The 20,429-nt window shown below is 59.2% G+C and carries 13 protein-coding genes; 9 read left to right on the top strand and 4 right to left on the bottom strand.

Annotation, left to right across the window (positions count from 1 at the left end; all coding sequences use genetic code 11):
- Window positions 1-42 precede the first annotated feature (42 nt).
- The gene (locus HY011_16595) at window positions 43-981 is read left to right on the top strand and encodes an ABC transporter permease (protein ID MBI3424554.1); all 939 of its coding nucleotides are present in this window, start codon (window positions 43-45) and stop codon (window positions 979-981) included.
- A 193-nt stretch (window positions 982-1,174) separates the two neighbouring features.
- Window positions 1,175-2,584 (top strand): magnesium transporter, encoded by a 1,410-nt coding sequence (gene mgtE / locus HY011_16590; GenBank protein ID MBI3424553.1) that lies wholly within the window; start codon window positions 1,175-1,177, stop codon window positions 2,582-2,584.
- Between the two features lie 135 nt (window positions 2,585-2,719).
- Here the strand turns inward: mgtE and HY011_16585 are convergent, their stop codons facing one another.
- Window positions 2,720-3,502 (bottom strand): response regulator, encoded by a 783-nt coding sequence (locus tag HY011_16585; protein MBI3424552.1) that lies wholly within the window; start codon window positions 3,500-3,502, stop codon window positions 2,720-2,722.
- Window positions 3,499-5,481, bottom strand: coding sequence for a histidine kinase (locus HY011_16580; protein MBI3424551.1), 1,983 nt, complete (start codon window positions 5,479-5,481; stop codon window positions 3,499-3,501). Before HY011_16580 ends, HY011_16585 begins: the two co-directional genes overlap by 4 nt.
- 294 nt (window positions 5,482-5,775) lie before the next feature.
- Between HY011_16580 and HY011_16575 the strand changes: the two genes are divergently transcribed.
- The 5 genes from HY011_16575 (at window position 5,776) to HY011_16555 (ending at window position 10,819) form a co-directional block, all read left to right on the top strand.
- On the top strand, window positions 5,776-6,555 hold the full coding sequence (locus tag HY011_16575; GenBank protein ID MBI3424550.1) for an aquaporin: 780 nt from the start codon (window positions 5,776-5,778) through the stop codon (window positions 6,553-6,555).
- 20 nt (window positions 6,556-6,575) lie between these two features.
- Window positions 6,576-7,292, top strand: a complete 717-nt coding sequence (locus HY011_16570) for a spondin domain-containing protein (protein ID MBI3424549.1) — start codon at window positions 6,576-6,578, stop codon at window positions 7,290-7,292.
- A gap of 92 nt (window positions 7,293-7,384) precedes the next feature.
- Entirely contained in the window at window positions 7,385-8,251 is an 867-nt protein-coding gene (locus HY011_16565; GenBank protein ID MBI3424548.1) for a heme-binding protein, read from the top strand.
- A 631-nt stretch (window positions 8,252-8,882) separates the two neighbouring features.
- On the top strand, window positions 8,883-10,046 hold the full coding sequence (locus HY011_16560; protein MBI3424547.1) for an SMP-30/gluconolactonase/LRE family protein: 1,164 nt from the start codon (window positions 8,883-8,885) through the stop codon (window positions 10,044-10,046).
- A gap of 251 nt (window positions 10,047-10,297) precedes the next feature.
- Entirely contained in the window at window positions 10,298-10,819 is a 522-nt protein-coding gene (locus tag HY011_16555; protein ID MBI3424546.1) for a DUF1572 family protein, read from the top strand.
- A 121-nt stretch (window positions 10,820-10,940) separates the two neighbouring features.
- Here HY011_16555 and HY011_16550 read toward each other — a convergent pair whose 3' ends face one another.
- Both HY011_16550 and HY011_16545 read right to left on the bottom strand, forming a co-directional pair.
- The gene (locus HY011_16550) at window positions 10,941-17,021 is read right to left on the bottom strand and encodes a sigma 54-interacting transcriptional regulator (GenBank protein MBI3424545.1); all 6,081 of its coding nucleotides are present in this window, start codon (window positions 17,019-17,021) and stop codon (window positions 10,941-10,943) included.
- Between the two features lie 454 nt (window positions 17,022-17,475).
- Window positions 17,476-18,165 (bottom strand): BON domain-containing protein, encoded by a 690-nt coding sequence (locus HY011_16545; GenBank protein MBI3424544.1) that lies wholly within the window; start codon window positions 18,163-18,165, stop codon window positions 17,476-17,478.
- 330 nt (window positions 18,166-18,495) lie between these two features.
- Here HY011_16545 and HY011_16540 point away from each other — a divergent pair, with 330 nt between their 5' ends.
- Together HY011_16540 and HY011_16535 are read left to right on the top strand one after the other, a co-directional pair.
- Window positions 18,496-18,972: an Hsp20/alpha crystallin family protein gene (locus HY011_16540; protein MBI3424543.1), complete on the top strand. Its 477-nt coding sequence runs from the start codon at window positions 18,496-18,498 to the stop codon at window positions 18,970-18,972.
- Between the two features lie 292 nt (window positions 18,973-19,264).
- The gene (locus HY011_16535) at window positions 19,265-20,188 is read left to right on the top strand and encodes a hypothetical protein (protein MBI3424542.1); all 924 of its coding nucleotides are present in this window, start codon (window positions 19,265-19,267) and stop codon (window positions 20,186-20,188) included.
- Window positions 20,189-20,429 lie beyond the last annotated feature (241 nt).

Below are 20,429 nucleotides of genomic sequence, written 5' to 3'. Positions count from 1 at the left end.
CAACTATCAATTGTCAACTATCAACTATCAACTATTTAACCTATGAAAAAAGAGATCGGCATCCTCATTCTCCTCGTTGTCCTCTGCGCCATCACCGCGATTCTAAACCCGCGCTTTCTGGCGCCCGCAAATTTGCAAAACACGACGCGGCTGATCGGCGCGTATGGCTTGCTGGGTCTGGGCCTGGGCACCGTCATCATTACGGGCGGCATTGATCTGTCGGTCGGTTCGGTAATGGCGCTGCTGGGCGTGCTGCTTTCCATCGCCATTCAACAATGGCATCTGCCGGGGCTGGCGGCGATCTTGTTGATCGTGCTGGCGGCGATGGCCTTGGGTTGGCTGCATGGGTTTTTGATCGCGCGGGTGCGCCTGCAACCCTTCATCGTGACGCTGTGCGGCTTGCTGTTTTATCGCGGGCTGGCGCGCTTCATCGCGAATGACGAGACCAAAGGCTTCGGCGAGGCGGTGGGCATCGAACGCTGGCAGAGCCTGGCGACCGGCAATCTGTTCGGTGTGCCGACGCCCTTTGTGTTGCTGCTGGTCGTCAGCGCGTTGATGTGGGTCTTGATTCACCGCTCGGTGTACGGTCGTTATCTGTTCGCCGTCGGCAACAACGAAGACGCCGCGCGCTATTCGGGCATCAACTCACAACGGATGCTGGCGAGCGCGTATATCATTTGCGGCGCGCTGACGGGGCTGGCCGCTGTCGTCTTTGCCTTTTACACCAACTCGATTTCGCCTTCTTCGCACGGCAATTTCTTTGAGTTATACGGCATCGCGGCAGCGGTGCTCGGCGGTTGTAGCTTGCGCGGCGGCGAAGGCTCGGTCATCGGCATCTTGCTGGGCACGGCGCTATTGCAGGTGTTGCAAAATTTGGTCAACCTGCTGGGCATCCCATCGTCTTTGAATTTTGCGGTGATGGGCGCGGTAATTTTGTTGGGTGTGTTGGCCGATCAATTGTTGAAACGGAAGAAGGCGTAAACCTGGGTACGCAGCGCTTCCAGCGTGCAGGCTTGGCGGCAAACAGAACAAGGCCGGAGGAATTTCCTTTCAGCATCAAACTGTCTCACGCCGAGTCTGCACGCTGGAAGCGCTGCGTACCCAGGTTTACACTTTGAATTATGCATAGGCTGCGATGATCTAAGCGTTAGGCTTAAAGCACGGGAGAGAAGGAATGCCGTCAACCGATCAAGCCCCTCACCAACCTGCTCAAAACATCACGCCTGAAGCGGTCAGTGAATTGGTGCGCCGCCGCGCGTTCCCTGAATTGCGCGAGCAAATGCTGGCGCACTCGCCGCCCGATTTGGCCGAAATCATCGGTGCGCTGCCCGTCGAAGAGCAGGTCATCGTCTTTCGCGTACTGCCACGCGATCTCGAAGCCGAAGTGTTCGAGTATCTGGAACTCAACGATCAGGAGCAGTTACTCAAAGCGATGGGCCATGAGGAGGTCGCCAAAATCCTCAACGAGATGGCCCCCGATGATCGCACGCTGCTGCTGGAAGAACTCTCGGCCAACGTCACACGGCAGATGCTGGCCCTGCTCACGCCCACCGAACGCAACGTCGCCGTCAATTTGCTGGGTTACCCGGAAAACAGCGTCGGACGCTTGATGACGCCCGATTACATCAGCGTCCGGCGAGAATGGACGGTGCAGCAGGTGCTCGATTTCATTCGCACACACGGCCAGGATTCAGAGACGCTGAGCATGATTTACGTCGTGGATGAGCGCGGTGTGTTGATTGATGACATTCGCAATCGCAGCTTCCTGCTGGCGCCCCTCGACGCGCGCGTGGCCGATCTGATGGACAACCGGTTTGTCGCCTTGCAAGCGGCGGACGATCAGGAAACCGCCGTCAAGGTCATCAAACGCGAAGATCGTTACGCCCTGCCGGTGACCGATTCCGAAGGCGTCCTGCTCGGCATTGTTACCATTGACGACGTGCTGGATGTGGCCGAAGCCGAAGCGACCGAAGACATCCAAAAGATCGGCGGTTTGGAAGCGCTCGACGAACCGTACATGCAGATTGGCCTACGCAGCATGATCAAAAAGCGCGCCGGTTGGTTGATTATTCTCTTCCTCAGCGAAATGCTGACGGCGACGGCGATGACTTTCTTTCAAGATGAAATCGCCAAGGCGGTCGTGTTGGCGACCTTTGTGCCGCTGATTATTTCCAGCGGCGGTAATTCCGGTTCGCAAGCCTCCACGCTGGTGATTCGGGCGCTGGCGTTGGAAGAGGTAGCGTTAAAGGATTGGTGGCGCGTGATGCGGCGCGAAGTATTTTCCGGTCTTGCGCTCGGCTCGATTCTGGGCAGCATCGGTTTTTTGCGCATCGCCCTCTGGTCGGCTTTCTCGAATATCTATGGCCCGCATTGGTTTTTGGTAGCATTGACGGTAGGTTTATCGCTCGTGGGCATCGTGTTGTGGGGCACGCTTTCAGGTTCGATGCTGCCCTTTCTTTTACGCCGCCTGGGTTTTGATCCGGCGACCTCGTCGGCCCCGTTTGTCGCCACGCTCGTGGATGTCACGGGCCTCGTGATTTACTTTACTGTGGCCGCGCTGATTTTGCGCGGGACGCTGCTGTGACCTGGGTACGCACCGCTTCCAGCGTGCAGGCTTGGGAGCAGAAACAACCATGCTGGAAGGAAGCCCCTCCGGCATTCGCGCGCCTATTGCCGAGACTGCACGCTGGAAGCGGTGCGTACCCAGGTTTACCCAGGCTTACAGCTTCAACAATTGCTCGCGCAAAATTCGGCCTTGCAAACGACTCACATTTAACTGCTGCCCATTCGCCAGCGTCGCCACATACGTCCCGCCAGGCAGTGCGCTGACACGACGCAACATGTCCAGATTCGCCAGCACGCCGCGTCCTAATCGAATGAACTTGGCCGGGTCCAGGCGCGCCTCCAAATCTTTCAAACGATAGGTCAAGGTGTAACTCTCGTTTTTGACCGTGGTCAGGTGCAGCAACTCGCCTTCGGCGACAATGGAAGCGACCTCTTTGACCGGGACAATGACGATCTCGTCGCGTTGGCGTACTGGGATGCGTTCAAGCAGCGGCGGGCGTGTGGCTTGGTCGTATTCCTCAGCAGCGGCCTGCAAGCGTTGGGTTTCTGCGCCGCGCCAGTCGCTTTGCTCCAGGCGTTCCTGCGCGCGTTGAATGGTGGCGCGCAAACGCGCGCGCTCCACCGGTTTGAGCAGATAATCCACCGCGTTGAGTTCAAATGCCTTGACCGCATATTCGTCATAGGCCGTGACAAAGGCGATCAGCGGCACACAGTTTTTGTGCAGCATACGCACGACACCCAAGCCATCCAACTCGGGCATTTGCAAATCGAGGAAGGCCAGGTCTGGGCGATTGGCTTCGATCAAGGCGACGGCTTCCGTGCCGGTTTCGGCTTCGCCGATCAACTCGACGTCTTCAAACCCACGCAACAGCGCCGCGAGAAAGGAGCGCGCCGGGCGTTCGTCGTCGGCAATGATCACGCGCAAGGCTTGGCTCATCCGGCTTTCCTTTCAAACGGAACGACGTTGTTAGTGCTGACGGCGGCGGCAGGTATGAACAGTTCGACTGTTGTGCCTACGCCGGGCGCGCTGCGCAAACTGAAGCTGGCGCTGTCGGCGAAATGCCGTTGCAAGCGCTGTTCGACATTCGCTAGGCCGACGCCGCGCGTGCGTCCGTGCGCCAGCGCCTGTTCGCCCACGCCTTGGCCGGTGTCGGTGACGCGGATGTGCAAGCGCTCAGTGTTGTCTTTGCTTGCTTCCCGCCGCGCCCAGACGACGACTTCGCCGCCCGCGCGCAAGGGTGTGATGCCATGTTTGATGGCGTTTTCGACCAGGGGCTGCAACAGCAACGCCGGGATGCGCACATTGTGCAATTCCGTTGGCACGTCCAACACCACGCGCAAGCGATCTTCAAAGCGCGCGCGCTCGATGTCCAAATACGCCTCGATCAATTCCAACTCTTCGCCGAGCGTGCAAAATTCGCCTTCGCCTTTGCGCAAGACGGCGCGCAACAACGCGGTCAGCCGCAAAAGCGTTTGCACAGCGGCGGCGGGCGCGGTTTGAATCAAATACCCAATCGTCGTCAGAGCATTGAAGAGGAAGTGCGGGTTGATCTGCGCCCGCAAGGCGCGCAACTCAGCTTCGGTGGCGAGCTTCTGCATTTCCTGTTCGTGCAAATCGCGCATACAACGTTCGTGCACGACCCGCACCGCGTCAATGCGCCGTGCCGCCAGCAGCGCCACGGTTTCAAGCATGGTTTGATCGTCCGAAAGCAAGCGGCGGCCACCCGCCAAAGCGCCCACGTGCAAACGGTATTGCGGGGCTTCGCTCGTCGGCACCAGCACGTTGGTTAGCGCGGGAGCGGATTCGCGCGTGCGCCGTTGCAACTCGATACGTGGCAACAACGGGCCAGTCGTCTTTTTGGTAGAGAAATCCTCGGTGTGCGCCGTCCAGGAAATTTCGTGCGCCGTCAATGCGTCAGCAAGTTGTTGGCAGACGGTGGCGAGCACGGCATCGGCAGATTCGCAATCCGCCAGGGTTTGCGCCAACTCGTGTTGCAGCGTGTCGTAATCGGCGCGGCGCAAGATGACGGCGTCCACCAGCCACACCACGGCGCGTTTCAACCACGGATACACCAGCGCCGTGAGCACCCACAAGGCCAACATCAACCCGACTGCCCAGGGATGCAATTCTGTGGCAGGTTGCCAACGGTGAAACAGCGGGGCGGCCACCGTGAGATACAACCCGAACGACACCGCCACCAACAGCATCAAGGCCAGCGCCCGTTTCAAAAACAGGTCGGCCAGCGCAAACCGGTAATCCTGGTAGAGGATCACCGCGATCAAGGCCAAAGAGGCATGATGGCCGATCAATTCCACCCACCACGAATAGTCAGCGCCTTCGTGATGGCTCAAATGCGCCGCCGAAACGGCGAACACCGCCAGCGCGGCCACTCCCGCTTTGGGCCAGCCCGGACGTTGCGCCGCGCCACGCGCGGCGAACAGCAAGGCGACAATCAGCAGTGCAAAGCCGCCCGTCAATAGATGCAAGGCCCAATGCGACGGCGCATCCCCCAGCGCCAGCGCTTGTTGAAAATGCAGCACCGAAGCCGCCGTGCTCAGGCAATAGGCCGCGACGCTCATGCCCCACGCCGATGAACGCCCCTGCCAGGTTTCGCCCGTGCGCAAGACCGAATGCACGACAACCGCCGGCAAAAAACCCAAGGCCGTAAAGGCCGCCGCGACCAGCAAGGGAAAGAACCAGGCATCGCGCACATGGCTGACTGGTGACAAGCCGAATGTCAGCAAACCGCCCACATTCCAGGCCAATCCCAGCAAGGCCGTCAGCAACGGCAACCCATCTTTGGCTTGGCGTGCGCTGGCACGCGGCTGCCGCAACACCATCCACAGCAACATGCCGTATAACGCCGCCCCGGTGATGAAGCCTAATAGATTGGTTAAAACTGCCGGTGTGGTCATAACGGTGATGTTAGGGCGCCCATGAATTGCCCTTGAAGGATGTTCGAGCCTACAGTCAACGCCACCTCATCCTAAATTCAATTCGCCGGAAAAACCAATCGCTACTAAACAGGTGGTGTGCTGTGCCGTATGAATGGTCGGCTGTGTCCGGTTGATGGTTTCGGACGAATAACGCCGACTGAAAATCGCTGGGAATAATCGGCGCTGGTAACGGCATTTTTACGGCGTGAACGAAGAGGGGGCAATAACACGATGTTACTAGACGCGCTGAAAAGACACTGGCCTGAATATCTGATGGAGGCGGCCTTGCTGGGGATTTTCATGGTGTCGGCTTGCAGCTTCGGCGTGTTGCTGGAACATCCGGCTTCACCCGTGCGGCAAGCGTTGGCCGACGGCTTTACGCGCCGCGTCATGATGGGATTGGCAATGGGATTGACGGCGATCTGTTTGATTTATTCGCCATGGGGTCAACAGTCAGGCGCACATTTCAACCCGGCGGTGACGCTGACGTTTTGGCGCCTGGGCAAAATCAGCGGTGCGGATGCGCTCGGCTATGTGCTGTTTCAATTTATCGGCGGTGCGGCGGGTGTATTGCTAGCTTCAGTTATCTGGCAAAGTAACTTAAGTCACCCGGCGGTGAATTGTGTGGCTACCTTGCCGGGTAACTACGGGGTGCAAGTTGCGTTTGCCGCCGAAGTTGTCATTACCTTTATTCTGATGACGATGGTACTTAATGTTTCTAACACGAGTAACATCGCCCGCTACACAGGAGTATTTGCTGGCTTGTTGGTCGCGTTGTACATCAGCTTTGAAACACCGCTGTCGGGTATGAGCATGAATCCGGCGCGGACGTTCGGTTCGGCTGCGGGCGGGAATATCTGGACGGCGTGGTGGCTTTATTTCACGGCACCGCCGTTGGGAATGCTGGCGGCGGCGCAAGTTCACGTGTGGCAGAAACGGCAGGTCGCGTGCGCGAAACTGCATCACCAAAATAACAAGCGTTGTATCCACTGCGGCGCGCCTGGTGCATCTGTGTCGCTGGGCCTTGCCGCAATTGAACAATCACCCAATTGAGAATGAGGAGAGGATCAAATATGAAACGTGCTTTTTTCTTTAGTCTGCTGGCGGTGGTCGCGTTGGGCGTGACGGCTTTTGCCCAACACGGCGGCAAAGGCGAAACCAAATTCACCGTGCGCATCGAAAACATCTCGCAAGAACAAACGGCCAAGGACGGCACCAAATGGCCCTTTGCGTTGTCGCCCGGCCTATTCGTGTTGCACGAGCGCGAGGTGCGCCTGTTCCGCGAAGGCCTGCCCGCTGTCAATGGCTTGGAAGCTTTGGCCGAGACCGGCAACCCGGGCGAGATCGTGAAGGTGCTGGAAGGCCGCGAACACATGGGCCACGGTGTCTTCAACACACCCGCCGGCGCTGACAAGCCGGGGCCGATTGGGCCGGGCGGCGCTTACGAATTCAGCTTCTCGGCCAAACCGGGTATGCGCTTGTCGCTGGCAATGATGTTCGGCCAATCGAACGATTGGTTCTATGCACCGAAACGCCAGGGCATTGACTTGTTCAACAACGGCAAGCCATTGAGCGGCGACATCACGGCAGACTTGATGCTTTACGACGCGGGCACCGAAGTGGATGAGGAACCCGGTGTCGGCCCCAACCAAGGCCCGCGTCAGAAAACGCTGGATGCGGGCGTGCCAGAGCACGGCAAGGTTCACGCGGCAAAGACTTCGTCCTTCTTCACGCGCAACGGCGAGTTGTTCAGGATCACCATTACGCCGGACACGCTGGCGAAGATGTAACAACCGCGCGGTTTGAACCACAGGCACAGGTTTCCGGCTGGCGGCAGGCGAGTTGGAGCCTGTGCCTTTTTCTTATCAGTGAGGGAGGGAAAATGAAAGCATACTTGAAAAACGTTATGTTATTAGCGCTGTTGCTCAGCTTAGGTAACATCGCTCTGGCCCAAGTTATCGAGAAGAAAACCCTGACGCTCGATGGCGCAAAAAAAGTAATAGACGCCGCCAAGGCTGAAGCCAGGCGCGTCAAGGCCCCCGGCGGCGTGATCGCCGTCGTGGATGACGGCGGCAATCTGATGGCGCTCGAACGCCTGGACGGCACGTTTGCCGCCGGCGCGCAAATTTCCATCGGCAAAGCGCGCACGTCGGCACTTTTCAAAAAGCCGACCAAGGTTTTCGAGGACATTATCAAAAACGGGCGCACTGCGATGGTCGCCTTGCCTGACAGCCTGTTCACGCCTTTGCAAGGCGGCGTGCCGGTCGTGGTGGATGGTCAAATTGTCGGCGCGGTCGGCGTCAGCGGCGCGGCTTCGGCGCAACAGGACGAAGAGTTGGCGATTGCCGGAGCGAGCGCACTCGCAAATCCCGAAGCAGGCAAGGCGCGAGTAAGTTACTTCGAGAAAGAAAAAGTAACAGCCGCCTTTGCCAAAGGCGCGGTGTTATTCGATCAAAGCGACAAGTACATGGTGCACGCCAGCCATCGCGACAAAGCCGGCATGGTCGAGGTCCACGAACAGGACGCCGACATCATTTACGTGCTCGAAGGCACGGCGACGTTTGTTACCGGCGGGCAACTCGTGGACGGCAAAACCATCGCGCCGGGCGAACTGCGCGGCACGGATGTGAAAGGCGGCGAGACGCGCACGATCAGCAAAGGCGATGTGATCATCGTTCCGGCAGGCACGCCGCACTGGTTCAAGGAAGTGCCGGGGCCGCTGAATTACTACGTCGTGAAGGCACGTTAAAGCAGTCAGCAAAAGTGCATGGAGTTCAGCCTTTAGGCTGTCTGCGGCGCGCGGCGCGCGCCAAACAAGCTAAAGCTTGAACTCCATGCTCTTTTGCGGGAGGAAGCAAATGAGCAGGAGAGGATTGCAATGGATGGCGGCGGCTTTCGTCTTGATGATTGCTGCTGCGTTGTATCAAGGGATTTCTGAAATCGTTTCCCAGGCGCAGCAAATGGTGCCTGGCGTGCCCAACGGTAAGCCGTTGGCAACGATTGATCTGGCGACGGACGAAGGCGCACGCCTGGTCAACGGACAGTGGCGTTACAGCGACACGCGCATCATCGAGACCGACTTTCGCGCGCCAGGGCCGGACAAACAGCCGACTGGCAAGGCGCTCAAGACTTATGACTACGAACCGAAAGCGGGCGTGGCCGAGTTCGATGACGCACAGTGGGAAGCGATTCCCGCGTCATCGTTGAGTGAGCGGCGTTCGACCGGGCGGCTGTGTTTCAACTGGTATCGCATCCGGCTGACGGTGCCTGAACGCATCGGCGCATTCGACACCAAAGGCGCGACGATTGTCTTTCAAACGGCGCTGGATGATTACGCCGAGGTCTGGGTGAATGGTGAGCTGCCGCGGCACTTGGGCCAGATGGGCGGCTCGGTGATCGGCGGCTGGAACGCGCCGAACCGTTTGGTGATTGGGCGCGACGTGCAACCGGGGCAGCAGATTCAACTGGCAATTTTCGGCATCAACGGGCCGCTCTCGAATCCGCCGACCAATTTCATCTGGGTGCGCGAGGCCAAGCTGGAATTTCATGCCACCGAAAACCCAGGGCCGTTCGCTATCGTTCCTAGCGAAGTCAATGTGCAGATCGTCAAACACGATGCCGCCGCCATCGAAAGAATCGTCGGGCCGAATCCGAAGATTTTCAAACTGGCGGAAGGCTTCAAATTTACCGAAGGGCCGATTTGGACAGGCGCCGCGTTGCTCTTCAGCGATCCGAACAGCAACACGATCTGGCAGTTCACGCCACAAGGTGCGAACCCGGGCAAGCTCGCAGTCTTTCGCAGGCCCAGCGGTTACAGCGGCGCGGACATCGCCGCCTACAAACAGCCCGGCTCGAACGGGCTGACGCTTGATCCGCAAGGTCGCTTGACGATCAATCAGCACGGCAATCGCCGCGTCGTGCGCTTGGAAAAAGACGGCGGCGAGACAGTGCTGGCCGACAAGTTTGAAGGCCAGCGGCTGAACAGTCCGAACGATCTGGTCTATCGTTCGGATGGCACGCTGTTCTTTACCGATCCGCCGTTTGGCTTGCCAACGTTTGGGGACGATCCGCGCAAGGAATTGCCCTTCAGCGGCGTCTATGCGTTGCAGCGGGGCAAACTGCAATTGCTGACCAAGGAATTCAGCGGGCCGAATGGCATCGCGTTGTCGCCCGATGAAAAGCTGCTTTACGTTGGCAACTGGGACGAGCACAAAAAGGTCGTGATGTGTTACGAGGTGCAAGCGGATGGCACGTTGCGCAACGGCAAAGTCTTTTTTGATCTAACCAACGCCCCAGGCGAAGACGCGATTGACGGCGTGAAGGTAGACCAGGCGGGCAACGTGTATGTCTCCGGCCCCGGCGGCTTGTGGGTGCTCTCGTCGCAAGGCGAACACTTGGGCACGATCATTGCGCCGCAACACGTGCACAACATGGCGTGGGGCGATGCGGATGGTAAGACGCTTTATTTGTGCGCGCGGATGGGCTTGTATTCCATGCGGCTGAATATAGCAGGTGTGCGGCCAAAGGATGTCGCGATGCGTTGAGGGGGAGAGCGGTTAATGCTTGGGAGCGTGGACGGTACGATACCGTTGGCGAATGCGCCAAGTTGTCCGACAAGCTGCCAGCTTGTCGTGGTCGTGGCTGGCGAACACTGGGTTTAACGGCCAGGCGTCCGACAAGCTGGCAGCTTGTCGGACATTCGCCAGCAGTATCGGCACATCCGCACTCCCAGCGAGACTTCACGATTCAGCCCACCCTGTCTTACAGTTCACACCACACTTAACCGGGAGGGCTTATGCTCAAAGATTTTCTGGACGAATACGAACGCTACAAAGTGCTGGGCGAACGCGCGCTGCAACAGATTCCCGACGCTGAGTTGAATCGCATTCTGTACGCCGATGGCAATTCCGCCGCGATGTTGGTACGACATATCAGCGGAAATTTTCGTTCGCGCTTCACCGACTTTCTGATGACGGATGGCGAGAAGCCGTGGCGTGACCGTGAGGCCGAATTCGCAGCGGTTGAATACGCCCGGCAGCAGATGGATGAGTTGTGGGCGCAAGGTTGGGAAGTGTTGTTGCGTGAGCTGTCAGCGTTGCGCCCTGCGGATTTGTCGTTGTCGGTGACGATTCGCGGCCAGGCGTTCACCGTACACGAAGCGCTTTGCCGTTCGTTGGCGCATGTGGCCATGCACGTCGGCCAGTTGATTTTGCTGGCGCGCCTGCTGCATCAGGGTGAATGGCAATGGATCAGCATTCCGAAAGGACAGTCAGCGGCCTACGACCTGAACCCCACAATGGAAAAACGGATGTCGTGACCCGGGCACGCACGCATCCCTGCGCGCTGCTTGGAAGGGGATTGAGAAAGGTCAAAGAATTTCCTTTCAGCACGAGCCCGCCTGACACAACGAAGCACGCAAGGAGGCGTGCGTACCCGGGTCACGGCCGCTTAATGCCAAGCTTTTTCATGCGGCTGCGCAAGGTGTTGGGATGCAGATTGAGTTGACTGGCCGCGCCTTTGGCCCCTTCGATGACCCAGCCGGTTTGTTCCAACACGGCCAGGATGTGTTGGCGGGCGACCTCGTCCATGCTGGCCGTTGACGGGGTGGCTATTGTTGGTGGCGGCGTTGCCGGCATTGTTGTCTGCGCGGGCGGGCGTTCGCTTGGCGTTGTGACCGGTAAAAGTTCGCGTGACATGCTTAAGGTGGAGCCAGTTGCCAGCACCACACCGCGTTCGATCAGGTTTTGCAATTCGCGCACGTTGCCCGGCCAGCCGTAATTGATGAGCGCCTCCATCGTCTCTTGGGCGATCCCATTCACCATTTTGCCGAAGCGTTTGGCGTAACGCGCCAGAAAGAACATCGCCAGTTGCGGGATGTCTGCGTGGCGTTCGCGCAGGGCGGGATTGTGCAGCGGCAGCACGTTCAACCGATAGTACAAATCAGCGCGAAAGCGTCCGGCTTTGACTTCGGCGGCGAGGTCGCGGTTGGTGGCGGCGATGATGCGCACGTCCACGGTGACGGTGCGATTGCTGCCGACCGGTTCGAATTCGCCTTCCTGCAAGACGCGCAGCAGTTTGACCTGGGTGTCAGGCGGCAATTCGCCGACTTCGTCCAGAAAGAGCGTGCCGCCGTGAGCGAGTTCAAAGCGGCCCGTGCGTTTGTCGAGCGCGCCCGTGAACGCGCCTTTGACGTGGCCGAAGAGTTCGCTCTCGACCAACCCGGCGGAGATGGCGCCGCAATTGACTTTGACCAGCGGACGGTCGCGGCGCGCGCTGCGATTGTGGATGGCGCGCGCGATCAATTCTTTGCCGGTGCCGGTTTCGCCCAGAATCAGCACGGTCGCATCGGTGGGCGCGGCCAATTCGATTTGTTGCAAGACGGTCAAGAGCGCCGGACTGCTGCCGATGATTTCATCGAAGTTGTGTTCGTGGCGAATCTCTTCCTGCAAATAAACGTTCTCGGCGTGCAATTGATTTTTGAGCGTTTCGATCTCGGCCAGCGCCTGCCGCAATTCGGCTTCGGCTTTGGTGCGTTCCAACTCGACGCTGGCGCGGGCGGCAAAAATTTGCAACACGTCCTGCATTTGCGCGCCGCGCGTTTCGGTCAACGGTTGATCGTCAATCACGGCCAGGTGGCCGATCAATTCGCCAGTTTTGCCGCACAAGGGCAAGCCGATGTAACTCTGCCCGTCGAGTTCGACCAGCACTTCTTCTTTGGGGAAAAGTTGCTGGAGATGGGCCGGGTAATAACAAGGCCGGCCTTGATAAACGAATTCGCAGGTCGTGTCTTTCACCTCATATTCGTGATCGGTGATAACGCCCTCGCCGTTCCAGAAAGCCAGCATGCGCGCGCGCGTTTTGCTGACGTTGGCGCATTCGGTGACAAAGGCGAGTTTGACCGGCAAGGCGGCAGCCAGATGCGTGACCATCGAACGGAAGAAATCACCGCCCGTGACCGCCGCCGTGCCCGCCGTGATCGAACGCAGGGTTGCCTCGGCGCGCCGCCGTTGTTCCATTTCGATTTTGGTTTCAGCGTAAAGCCGCGCATTTTCGAGCGAGATGGCGGCCTGCGCGGCGAGGATCTGCATCACCTGCAAGCGCGCCGGGGTGAACGCGTCGGTGACTTGATTGTTTTCCAGATAGAGCACGCCGCCGAGCGCGCCCTGTTGCAGCACCGGCAGGCACAGCACCGAACGCGGCTGGCGTTGTTGAATGTCGGCATCGGCGCTGAACTGACTGGCGGTTTGCGCATCGGCCAGCACGACGCTTTGTTGTGTGTGGCGGACGTAATTGATGACGCTGTGCGGCAATTTCGGGGTCGCTTCGAGGGGTGTGGCTGCGTGTACCGTGACGTGTTCGAGCGTGCCTTCGGCGTGTACAAATGCTTGGCCGCGTTCTTCCAGCAACAACACGACGCGCTCGGCCCCGGCGTTTTCCAGCACGATGCGCAAGAGCGTGGCCAGCAATTGCTCGCGTTCCATTTCGCCCGCGATGGCCTGAGCGGCTTTGGTGACGCTCAGCAAATCAAACGCGACAGTGGTGTCGGCCAGCAGCGTGCGCCCCGCTTCGGCTGGCGCAGCGGCGCGGCTGAAACGTTTGAACAGCGGCGCATAACGGCGCTCCAACTCGGCCACTTTGGTTTGTGCGCCCCATTGCGCATAACAGGCGCGGGCTTCGATCATAAAGGCGGCGGCGGCGGCGGGTTGTTCGCGTTGTAACCAAAAGCGGCCGAGCAATTCGTGCGTCAGCGCGCGGTGCTGAATCATGTGCGTCTCTTCGGCGAATTGCAGCGCGTGTTCATACAGGTCGAGCGCGGCCAGTTGGCGTCCGCTCACGCGCGCCATCTCGGCTGCCAGCAACAAGGCCTGACAGCGGTAATTCACCGCGCAATTGTCCGCCAGCACGGCCAGCGCCGCGTGCCTGCGTTCCATTTCAGCCAGCATGGCTGGGCGTTCATCCGGCGCGGCGGCGGCGTAATTGGCCGCCAGCGTCAGACCAATCCAGAAATCACAGACGGGCGTCCAGATGGTGCCAGCCTGTTGCGTCGCCAGTGCGCCCGCTTGCCGCGCATAGCTCAGCGCTTGTGCGTGTTCGCCCAGCAGATAAGCCAGTTGCAGCTTGGCGGCGGCATAAAAGAGCGAGAAGAACGGATTGCCGCGATAGGTTTCGACATAGGCCTCTTCGTCAAAACAATCATCCGTCAACGATAGCGGCGCGCGCGCTTCGCCCGGCAATTCACCCAGGAGTGCCCGCGCGAAATTCAGCATCACCTGTTGGCCGTCAGCAACAGCAACAGCTTTCAGCTTTTTGAAGAGCGGCAGATCGGGCGCGTATGCGCGCACGTATTGCGCCAGGTCTTGCGTGATGACGATGGCTGTCCAGGTTTCGGTGAACGCGCCGTAAATGCCGTAGGTAAAATCGCCGTTCTCAAAGCCGCTTTGCCGGGCTTCGCGCGCGTAATCGAGGCAGGTTTGCAAGGGCCGCCGCCAGAGCGTGACGTGCGCCTGAAACTGCTGGCAGATTTTGGCGCGCAGGCGCGCATCGTTGAACCGCTCGTTGACGCGCAAGGCGAGCACCCCGAATTCGTAACAGGCCGCATAATCGCCGCGCAGTGGGCCGACGGTGATGGCGTGCGTGACGTAACCATAAGCCGACTCTTCGGCATTGCCGTGTTGCAGCGAGAGGCGCACCATCGTCACCGAAATCAGCCGCGTCAACGCCTGTGCGCCAGCGATGTAAGCCGATGACCAGATCAGCGTCAGCACTTGTAACACCATGCGAATGGCGGGATCGCGCAGCACCGGCAATTCGAGCAAAGCGGCAATGGGTCGTCCGTCGAGCAAGGTTTGAATCGCGGCAATCTCACTTTCCAACACGGCCTCTTGTTCAGCAGCGGTCGCGGGGAATTCGACGCCGAACAGCGCCAGGCAGGTGCGCGCGGTGGCCAGCGCGGCGGCGTAATGCGCCTGGTTTTCGTGCTGCAAAATCCACTGGCCGTACACGCGCGCTTGCTCCAGCTTGGTGCGCGCGCGTGGCAGCAAGGTTGCGTAAGCCTGTTCCGCGGCGGCGAATTCACCGCCCAGCCGCTGACATTCCGCAGCCTCAAGCCGCAAGGCAAAGGCGAGATCGTAATCACTCTGCCAATTTTCTTCGGTCAGCAACTGCGCGCCCGCTTGAAAATAGTCCAGCGCGGCGGTGTGCGCGGTGGCCGCTTTGGCTTTCTGGCCTGCTTGTAAATTGAGTTGCGCGAGCGTCACGCGTTCGGCGGCGTCCGTGATCAAGCCGCTGCCCAGATTCAAATGCTGCACGGCTGCCAGCAAACGTTCCTCGCTGTGTTCGGCTGTGGCGCGCGCGCGCAACAAACGGCCCACTGCCAGATGCACGGACTGTTTGCGTTCCGCCGGGATCAGCGCGTAAGCGGCCTGTTGCACGCGGTCGTGGAGAAAAGCATAGGATGGCGGATGGCGGAATGCGGATGGCGGATTTTCATCAGCAACGATAACGGATTCAACCATTGCTTCGACATTCGACGAATCCGCCATCCGCATTCCGCCATCCGCCATCTCTAAGATCAGCCCTTCAGCCAGCGCCGCTTGCAAATCCGCCGCGACTGCTGCCGGCGATTGTTCGCTGACCAGGGCGAGCGTGGCTTGGTCAAAGGTGTTGCCGATGCAGGCGGCGAGCGTCAGTACGTGTTGGGTCGCGGCGGGCAACCGTTGCAGCTTGCGCGTCAACAGCTCAATCACGTTGTCGGTCAGCGGGGCGGCGGCGATGGCAGTCAAGTCGTAAGCCCAGCGGCCCCGCGCGTGCTCAAAGCGGAGATAGCCTTCCTGTTTGAGCGTGCGCAAAAACTGCGTGACAAAGAACGGATTGCCGCCGGTTTTGGCCAGCACCAGTTCGGCCAGGGGCGCGGCTTCGGCCAGTTCGCCGTGCAAGACAGCGCAAATCAATTGCGCCAGTTCGCTCAGGCCCAGCGGCCCCAGCGTCAAACGTTGCATCTGTCCGCCCGCCGTTTCGACCGTCTTCAACGTGCGCAATAGCGGATGCGCGGCGTCTACTTCGTTATCGCGATAAGCGCCCAACAACAACAGACTTTGAATGTCTTTGGTGGTTAATAACGGTTGCAACAAGCCGAGCGTCGCGGCATCGGCCCATTGCAGGTCATCCAGAAAGAGCACCAGCGGATGCTCAGGTTGCGCGAGAGCCGCGAAGAAATTCTGGAAGACCAATTGAAAGCGGTTTTGCGCTTCGGCTGGGGCGAGCGTGGGCGGCGCGGGTTGCGGCCCAATGATCAACTCGATTTCGGGGATGACCTCGGCCAGCACGCCGCCATTGACGCCCAAGGCCGTGCTCAAGCGTTTGCGCCAAGCTGCCAGTTGCGCTTCGCTTTCGCCCAACAGTTGCCGCAACAGCCCGCGCAAGGCCTGGATCAAGGCGCTGAACGGTTGGTTGCGCAACACCTGCTCGAATTTGCCCGCGCAGAAATAACCGTGGCGTTGCACGATGGGCCGCTGCAATTCTTCGATCAGCGACGTCTTGCCGATGCCTGAATAACCCGCGACCAGCAACAACGAAGTCTGCCCAGCACAGGCGCGTTCAAACGCACCCAGCAAGGCCGCGCTTTCACCGCTGCGCCCGTAAAGCTTGTGCGGGATGATGAAGCGATCAGCGACATCGTGTTGCCCCAGCGGGAACGCTTCAATGCGCCGTTGTGTAGCCCAGGCGCGCGCGCAAATTTCCAGATCGGCCTGCAACCCCACCGCGCTCTGATAGCGGTCTTCGGCATTTTTGGCTAAGAGCTTCAATACGATTTGATTCAGGGGCGCGGGCAGGTTGGGATTCAATTCGGTGAGCGGTTGCGGGGGCTTGGCGATGTGCCAGTGCATCAATTCAAGCGGGTCATCCGATTCGAACGGCACGCGGCCCGTCAGCAATTCATAAAAGACCACGCCCAGCGCATAAAAATCGCTGCGATAATCTACCGCGCGTTTCATGCGGCCCGTTTGTTCGGGCGCGAAGTAGGCAAGATAGGCCAACGATCCGCGCACGGCCTGCGGCGGGCGTTCGGCAGCGCCGCGCACGGCCAGACTGAAATCGGTTAGCGTCAGCGCGCCGGTCACCGGATGCCGCAAGAGCGCGCGCGGATTCAAATGGTTGTGCGTGATCTCGCGGCGCTGCAATTCGGCCAGCAGCGCGGTCAGTTGCAACGCCAAGTCGAAAAATTCCTGCAAGCCTAATCCAGTCGCGGGCGTCAACGTCGCGCCGCCTTCATCGGCCAACAGCAGCCAGGCCTGTTGTTCGTGGCGCACGAAATCCAAGACGCGCGGCACGCCAGGGATGTCCAATTCTTTGAGGAGCGTGAATTCGCGGGCGAGCAGTTCGAGGTCGGCAGCACTCGGTTGCGCGGCGCGCGGCGTTTTGAGCAGGCACGTGCCCGGATAGTCAGGATGCCGCACGCGCCGCAGCGTCTGCCATTCGTTATAGGCAAATTCGTGGAGAGTGGCGTAGTCGGGGATCATCGGGCGGGAATCATAGTATGCGGCTGAGGGCCTCACAAGTTCTTCCATCCGCAGTGGGACAACTGAGATAGTGGGTCAGCGCGTTTGTAGCTCCGCGTTTAGGTGGTTGATAAAGACTTCAAGAAGAAGAATTTCCGTAGCAAGCTCCAACGGAGCGTTAGCCAACAGCCTGGGGGGCAGTCCCAGGAAGCGCATTGAGTCGTTGTGCGAAGCCCTGAAAGGGCGGCGGCAGCCCTAGGCTTGGCTGCCGCCCTTTCAGGGCTGGCCGAACCATTTGCACGACCCCCAGGGCTTCACCCTGGGCTGTTGGCTGGTCGTCCCTTTGGGACTTTTCGGAAATTCGTTTTCTTTAAAACTATAACACTAGCGCCGCGCCGACCACCTGAAAGCGGGACTACAAACGCGCTGGCCACGCTTTCAAACCGATCTAAATGACAAACGACTACTGAACTGTTTATGCCGCCGCCGCCGCCAAGTAATACGGATCAATGCGCAAGTGATCGTGAACCGTGTGCACACCCGGCGTGTGACTGACGGCGCCGATGATGGCGCGGCGTTCCGCCCAATTGCGCACGACGCCCGCGAGCGTCACGGTGCCATCGGCAACCGTCACTTTGATACGTCTGGCTTCGCGGTCGGCGCGGCGTTCGAGCGCTTCTTCGATGACAGTGCGCACCTCTTCGGGTTCGAGCTCTTTTTCGGCAATCGCGATTTGATTGATGACGCCTTTGACGCCGCGCAAATGACGCACGGCGCGCTCGGCGTCTTCGCGTTCGCCTAAGTATTCGACCGTGCCGGTGAGCGTGATCCAGCCGTCGGCCACAGTGGATTGAATTTTATCGGCGGGCACCAAGACGTCCCATTCCAGCGCGCGCCGCACCGCTTGTGCAATATCGGCATCGGTGTGCGCAAACAGGCCGGGCCACTTCACCTGCACATCGTTGGCGACATCCAGGACGCCCGCGACCCGATGCGCGGCATCCTGGGCCGCCAGCTTCTTGCCATAACTGTCTACCGTACCGGTCAGCGTCACCACACCCAGGTGGACGATGACGCCGATTTCCGTTTCATTGACGCGCGTGTCCCAACGTAACTCGCGCAACACTTCTTGTTTGATTTGTTCGTCACTCTTGTAGGTCGTCATAACAGTTCCTCCTTATCCGAATCAATCTCAGGCAACGATTACGCTGCGAAATGTGCAGCGCAGTCTTATGCTTCCTGACGGCAACCGATATGCCAGACGCGCACTGCTATACACGTGCGGGAGATTTACGACAAAGCGCGCAAAGATGCTCAACCTGCGCGAGAAACCCCGCAATCCAAGCCGTTCAGCCAGTCAAAACCGGCAGGCCACGCGCGGCACGCACTTTGCACCCGGCAAAAAGCGAAGCTGAAAAGGTGATGAAAGCGCCGCCGCACATTGTGTGTGGCCCTTTCAGTGCGATTAACAGCAGTTTCAAAGAAGGAGGTATTTATGTTCAAAGCAACCGCAGTGGCCCCGGCCAAAGAGACGCGCGGGGTCGTGACCAACCCGTTTCGTGATTTTGAACGCCGCATTAACCGGCTCTTCGGAGAGAATTTCGGTTATGCACCGGAAGGCGAAGAGAATTTCTCACTGGCCACTTGGGCGCCAGCCTGTGACATTTTTGAAACGGACAATGAGATTGTCGTCAAGGCCGAATTGCCCGAAGTGAAACGCGAAGACGTCAAGGTGAGCATTGAAGACAACGTGCTCACGGTGCGTGGCGAACGCAAATTCGAAGGCGAAACCAAACGCGAGAATTATCACCGTGTCGAACGCAGCTATGGTGAATTCATGCGCAGCTTCACCTTGCCGAATTACGTGGACGCCAGCAAGGTGGGCGCGGATTTCAAAGATGGCATGTTGAATGTCACTTTGCCCAAACGGGCGGAATCAAAACCGAAACAGATTGAGATCGCCGTCAAATAACAACCTCACATAGCATACCCTTACACAAGCAAGGTCCAGCCGGGCCGCCGTTGTGATTACACAATGGCGGCCCGTATTTTTCCCACCGCGCGGTTTGAACAACTGTCGCATCTAGCCGCCCACTTGCCCATTGCCGAGGTGCAAAGCCAGCATTACTCTGTGTGCGGTCAATGCTGCCGCCAAAGAATGCTTGCGCACTGCCGTCAGCAAGCAACGCTGGCGCGGCGCTTTCATTGGCTGCCGAATCCTATGCAACCCGCACTTGAAACCGAATGTTTGGGAAGGAACCAAAATGAAAACTGTTACTTGTCTTTGGCAAACCTGCTTGGGGATCGTGCTGGCGCTGGGTTGCTTGAATGGTCACGCAGTGCAGGCGCAAACCCCTAGCGCGGCGCTGACGAACGCCAGCCAAACGAAATCCAAAACCGCTGTCAGCGCACAGGAAGTGGCGCGCTTGACGGGTGTGGCGTCATTGCTCGAACGCTATCAACAACTGCCGGAAGCCGCGCGCCAGCCGGGCAACGGCCTGAGTTTGGAAGCGCTGGCGCTGCGCCAGCAGATCACGGAAACCGTGCTGAGCGCCACGCTCGAAGCGGATGGCGTGGTCGCGGAAATCGATAGCGAGTTGGAAAAGATCGCGGAAGTCAGCAACTATCTGGCCGCGCAACGTGACCGGCGACTGTTGCTGAACGGCATCGCCAATGCCGTGAGTGGTGGCGCAACAGGCATCATCGGCACGGCGCTTCAGTTCAATGAACGCACGGCCAATCTGGGGAATGCCTTGGGCATCAGCGGCGGTGCAGCTTCGTTGCTGTTATCGCTGATTGGTATTCGGCAAGCGGCGGGCAGCAAGCTGGCGTTGCGCGATGCGCCGAATATGCTGGCGCAAATCTTCGACCGCCCCAACGAATTCCACGCGGGCTATCCTGAAAACTTTTGGCGCTACCTGAATGCGCCTGTGCCGACGCAACCGGAGTTGGGCACACGGCGCGAACGGCTCTTGCGCGCCTGGCAGCAGGGCGATTTGCTGCCCGCGCCGGCTTCGCGGCAGCGCGCGGCCAAGATCGAATTGCTGACCAGCCGCAACAGCGAACAGCGCCGCGTCACGCTGGCCTTGCTGAATGATCGTGCCTTGATGCTGGCGGGCGTGCGCGTCTGGGCCGAGTTGATGAAACGCGATTTGTGGAAGCTGATGGTGACGGTTCGGACGCTTTGAGGCGGGCCAGCGCTTTGGCGCTTTTCATTCTCAACTCTCCATTCTCAATTCTCTCGCAGTGAGCAACTGGTTGGCGCGCCTTCCTGCTATAGTTTTCAAGAAAAAGAATTTCCGAAAAGTCCCAAAGGGACGACCAGCCAACAGCCCAGGGTGAAGCCCTGGGGAGTCGTGCAAATGGTTCGGCCAGCCCTGAAAGGGCGGCAGCCAAACCTCTGGCTGCCGCCCTTTCAGGGCTTCGCGC

This window comes from Acidobacteriota bacterium, assembly GCA_016196035.1.
In the GTDB taxonomy this organism is placed as follows: Bacteria; Acidobacteriota; Blastocatellia; order RBC074; family RBC074; genus JACPYM01.
The sequence above is the reverse complement of the archived record's forward strand: the minus strand, read 5'-3'. Positions and strand labels throughout refer to the sequence as shown.

Excerpts from the sequence above, each read along its gene's own strand:
- HY011_16595 (MBI3424554.1), top strand. The coding sequence starts at position 43 with ATGAAAAAAGAGATCGGCATCCTCATTCTCCTCGTTGTCCTCTGCGCC.
- mgtE (MBI3424553.1), top strand. The coding sequence starts at position 1,175 with ATGCCGTCAACCGATCAAGCCCCTCACCAACCTGCTCAAAACATCACG.
- HY011_16585 (MBI3424552.1), bottom strand. The coding sequence starts at position 3,502 with ATGAGCCAAGCCTTGCGCGTGATCATTGCCGACGACGAACGCCCGGCG.
- HY011_16580 (MBI3424551.1), bottom strand. The coding sequence starts at position 5,481 with ATGACCACACCGGCAGTTTTAACCAATCTATTAGGCTTCATCACCGGG.
- HY011_16575 (MBI3424550.1), top strand. The coding sequence starts at position 5,776 with ATGGAGGCGGCCTTGCTGGGGATTTTCATGGTGTCGGCTTGCAGCTTC.
- HY011_16570 (MBI3424549.1), top strand. The coding sequence starts at position 6,576 with ATGAAACGTGCTTTTTTCTTTAGTCTGCTGGCGGTGGTCGCGTTGGGC.
- HY011_16565 (MBI3424548.1), top strand. The coding sequence starts at position 7,385 with ATGAAAGCATACTTGAAAAACGTTATGTTATTAGCGCTGTTGCTCAGC.
- HY011_16560 (MBI3424547.1), top strand. The coding sequence starts at position 8,883 with ATGGGCGGCTCGGTGATCGGCGGCTGGAACGCGCCGAACCGTTTGGTG.
- HY011_16555 (MBI3424546.1), top strand. The coding sequence starts at position 10,298 with ATGCTCAAAGATTTTCTGGACGAATACGAACGCTACAAAGTGCTGGGC.
- HY011_16550 (MBI3424545.1), bottom strand. The coding sequence starts at position 17,021 with ATGATCCCCGACTACGCCACTCTCCACGAATTTGCCTATAACGAATGG.
- HY011_16545 (MBI3424544.1), bottom strand. The coding sequence starts at position 18,165 with ATGACGACCTACAAGAGTGACGAACAAATCAAACAAGAAGTGTTGCGC.
- HY011_16540 (MBI3424543.1), top strand. The coding sequence starts at position 18,496 with ATGTTCAAAGCAACCGCAGTGGCCCCGGCCAAAGAGACGCGCGGGGTC.
- HY011_16535 (MBI3424542.1), top strand. The coding sequence starts at position 19,265 with ATGAAAACTGTTACTTGTCTTTGGCAAACCTGCTTGGGGATCGTGCTG.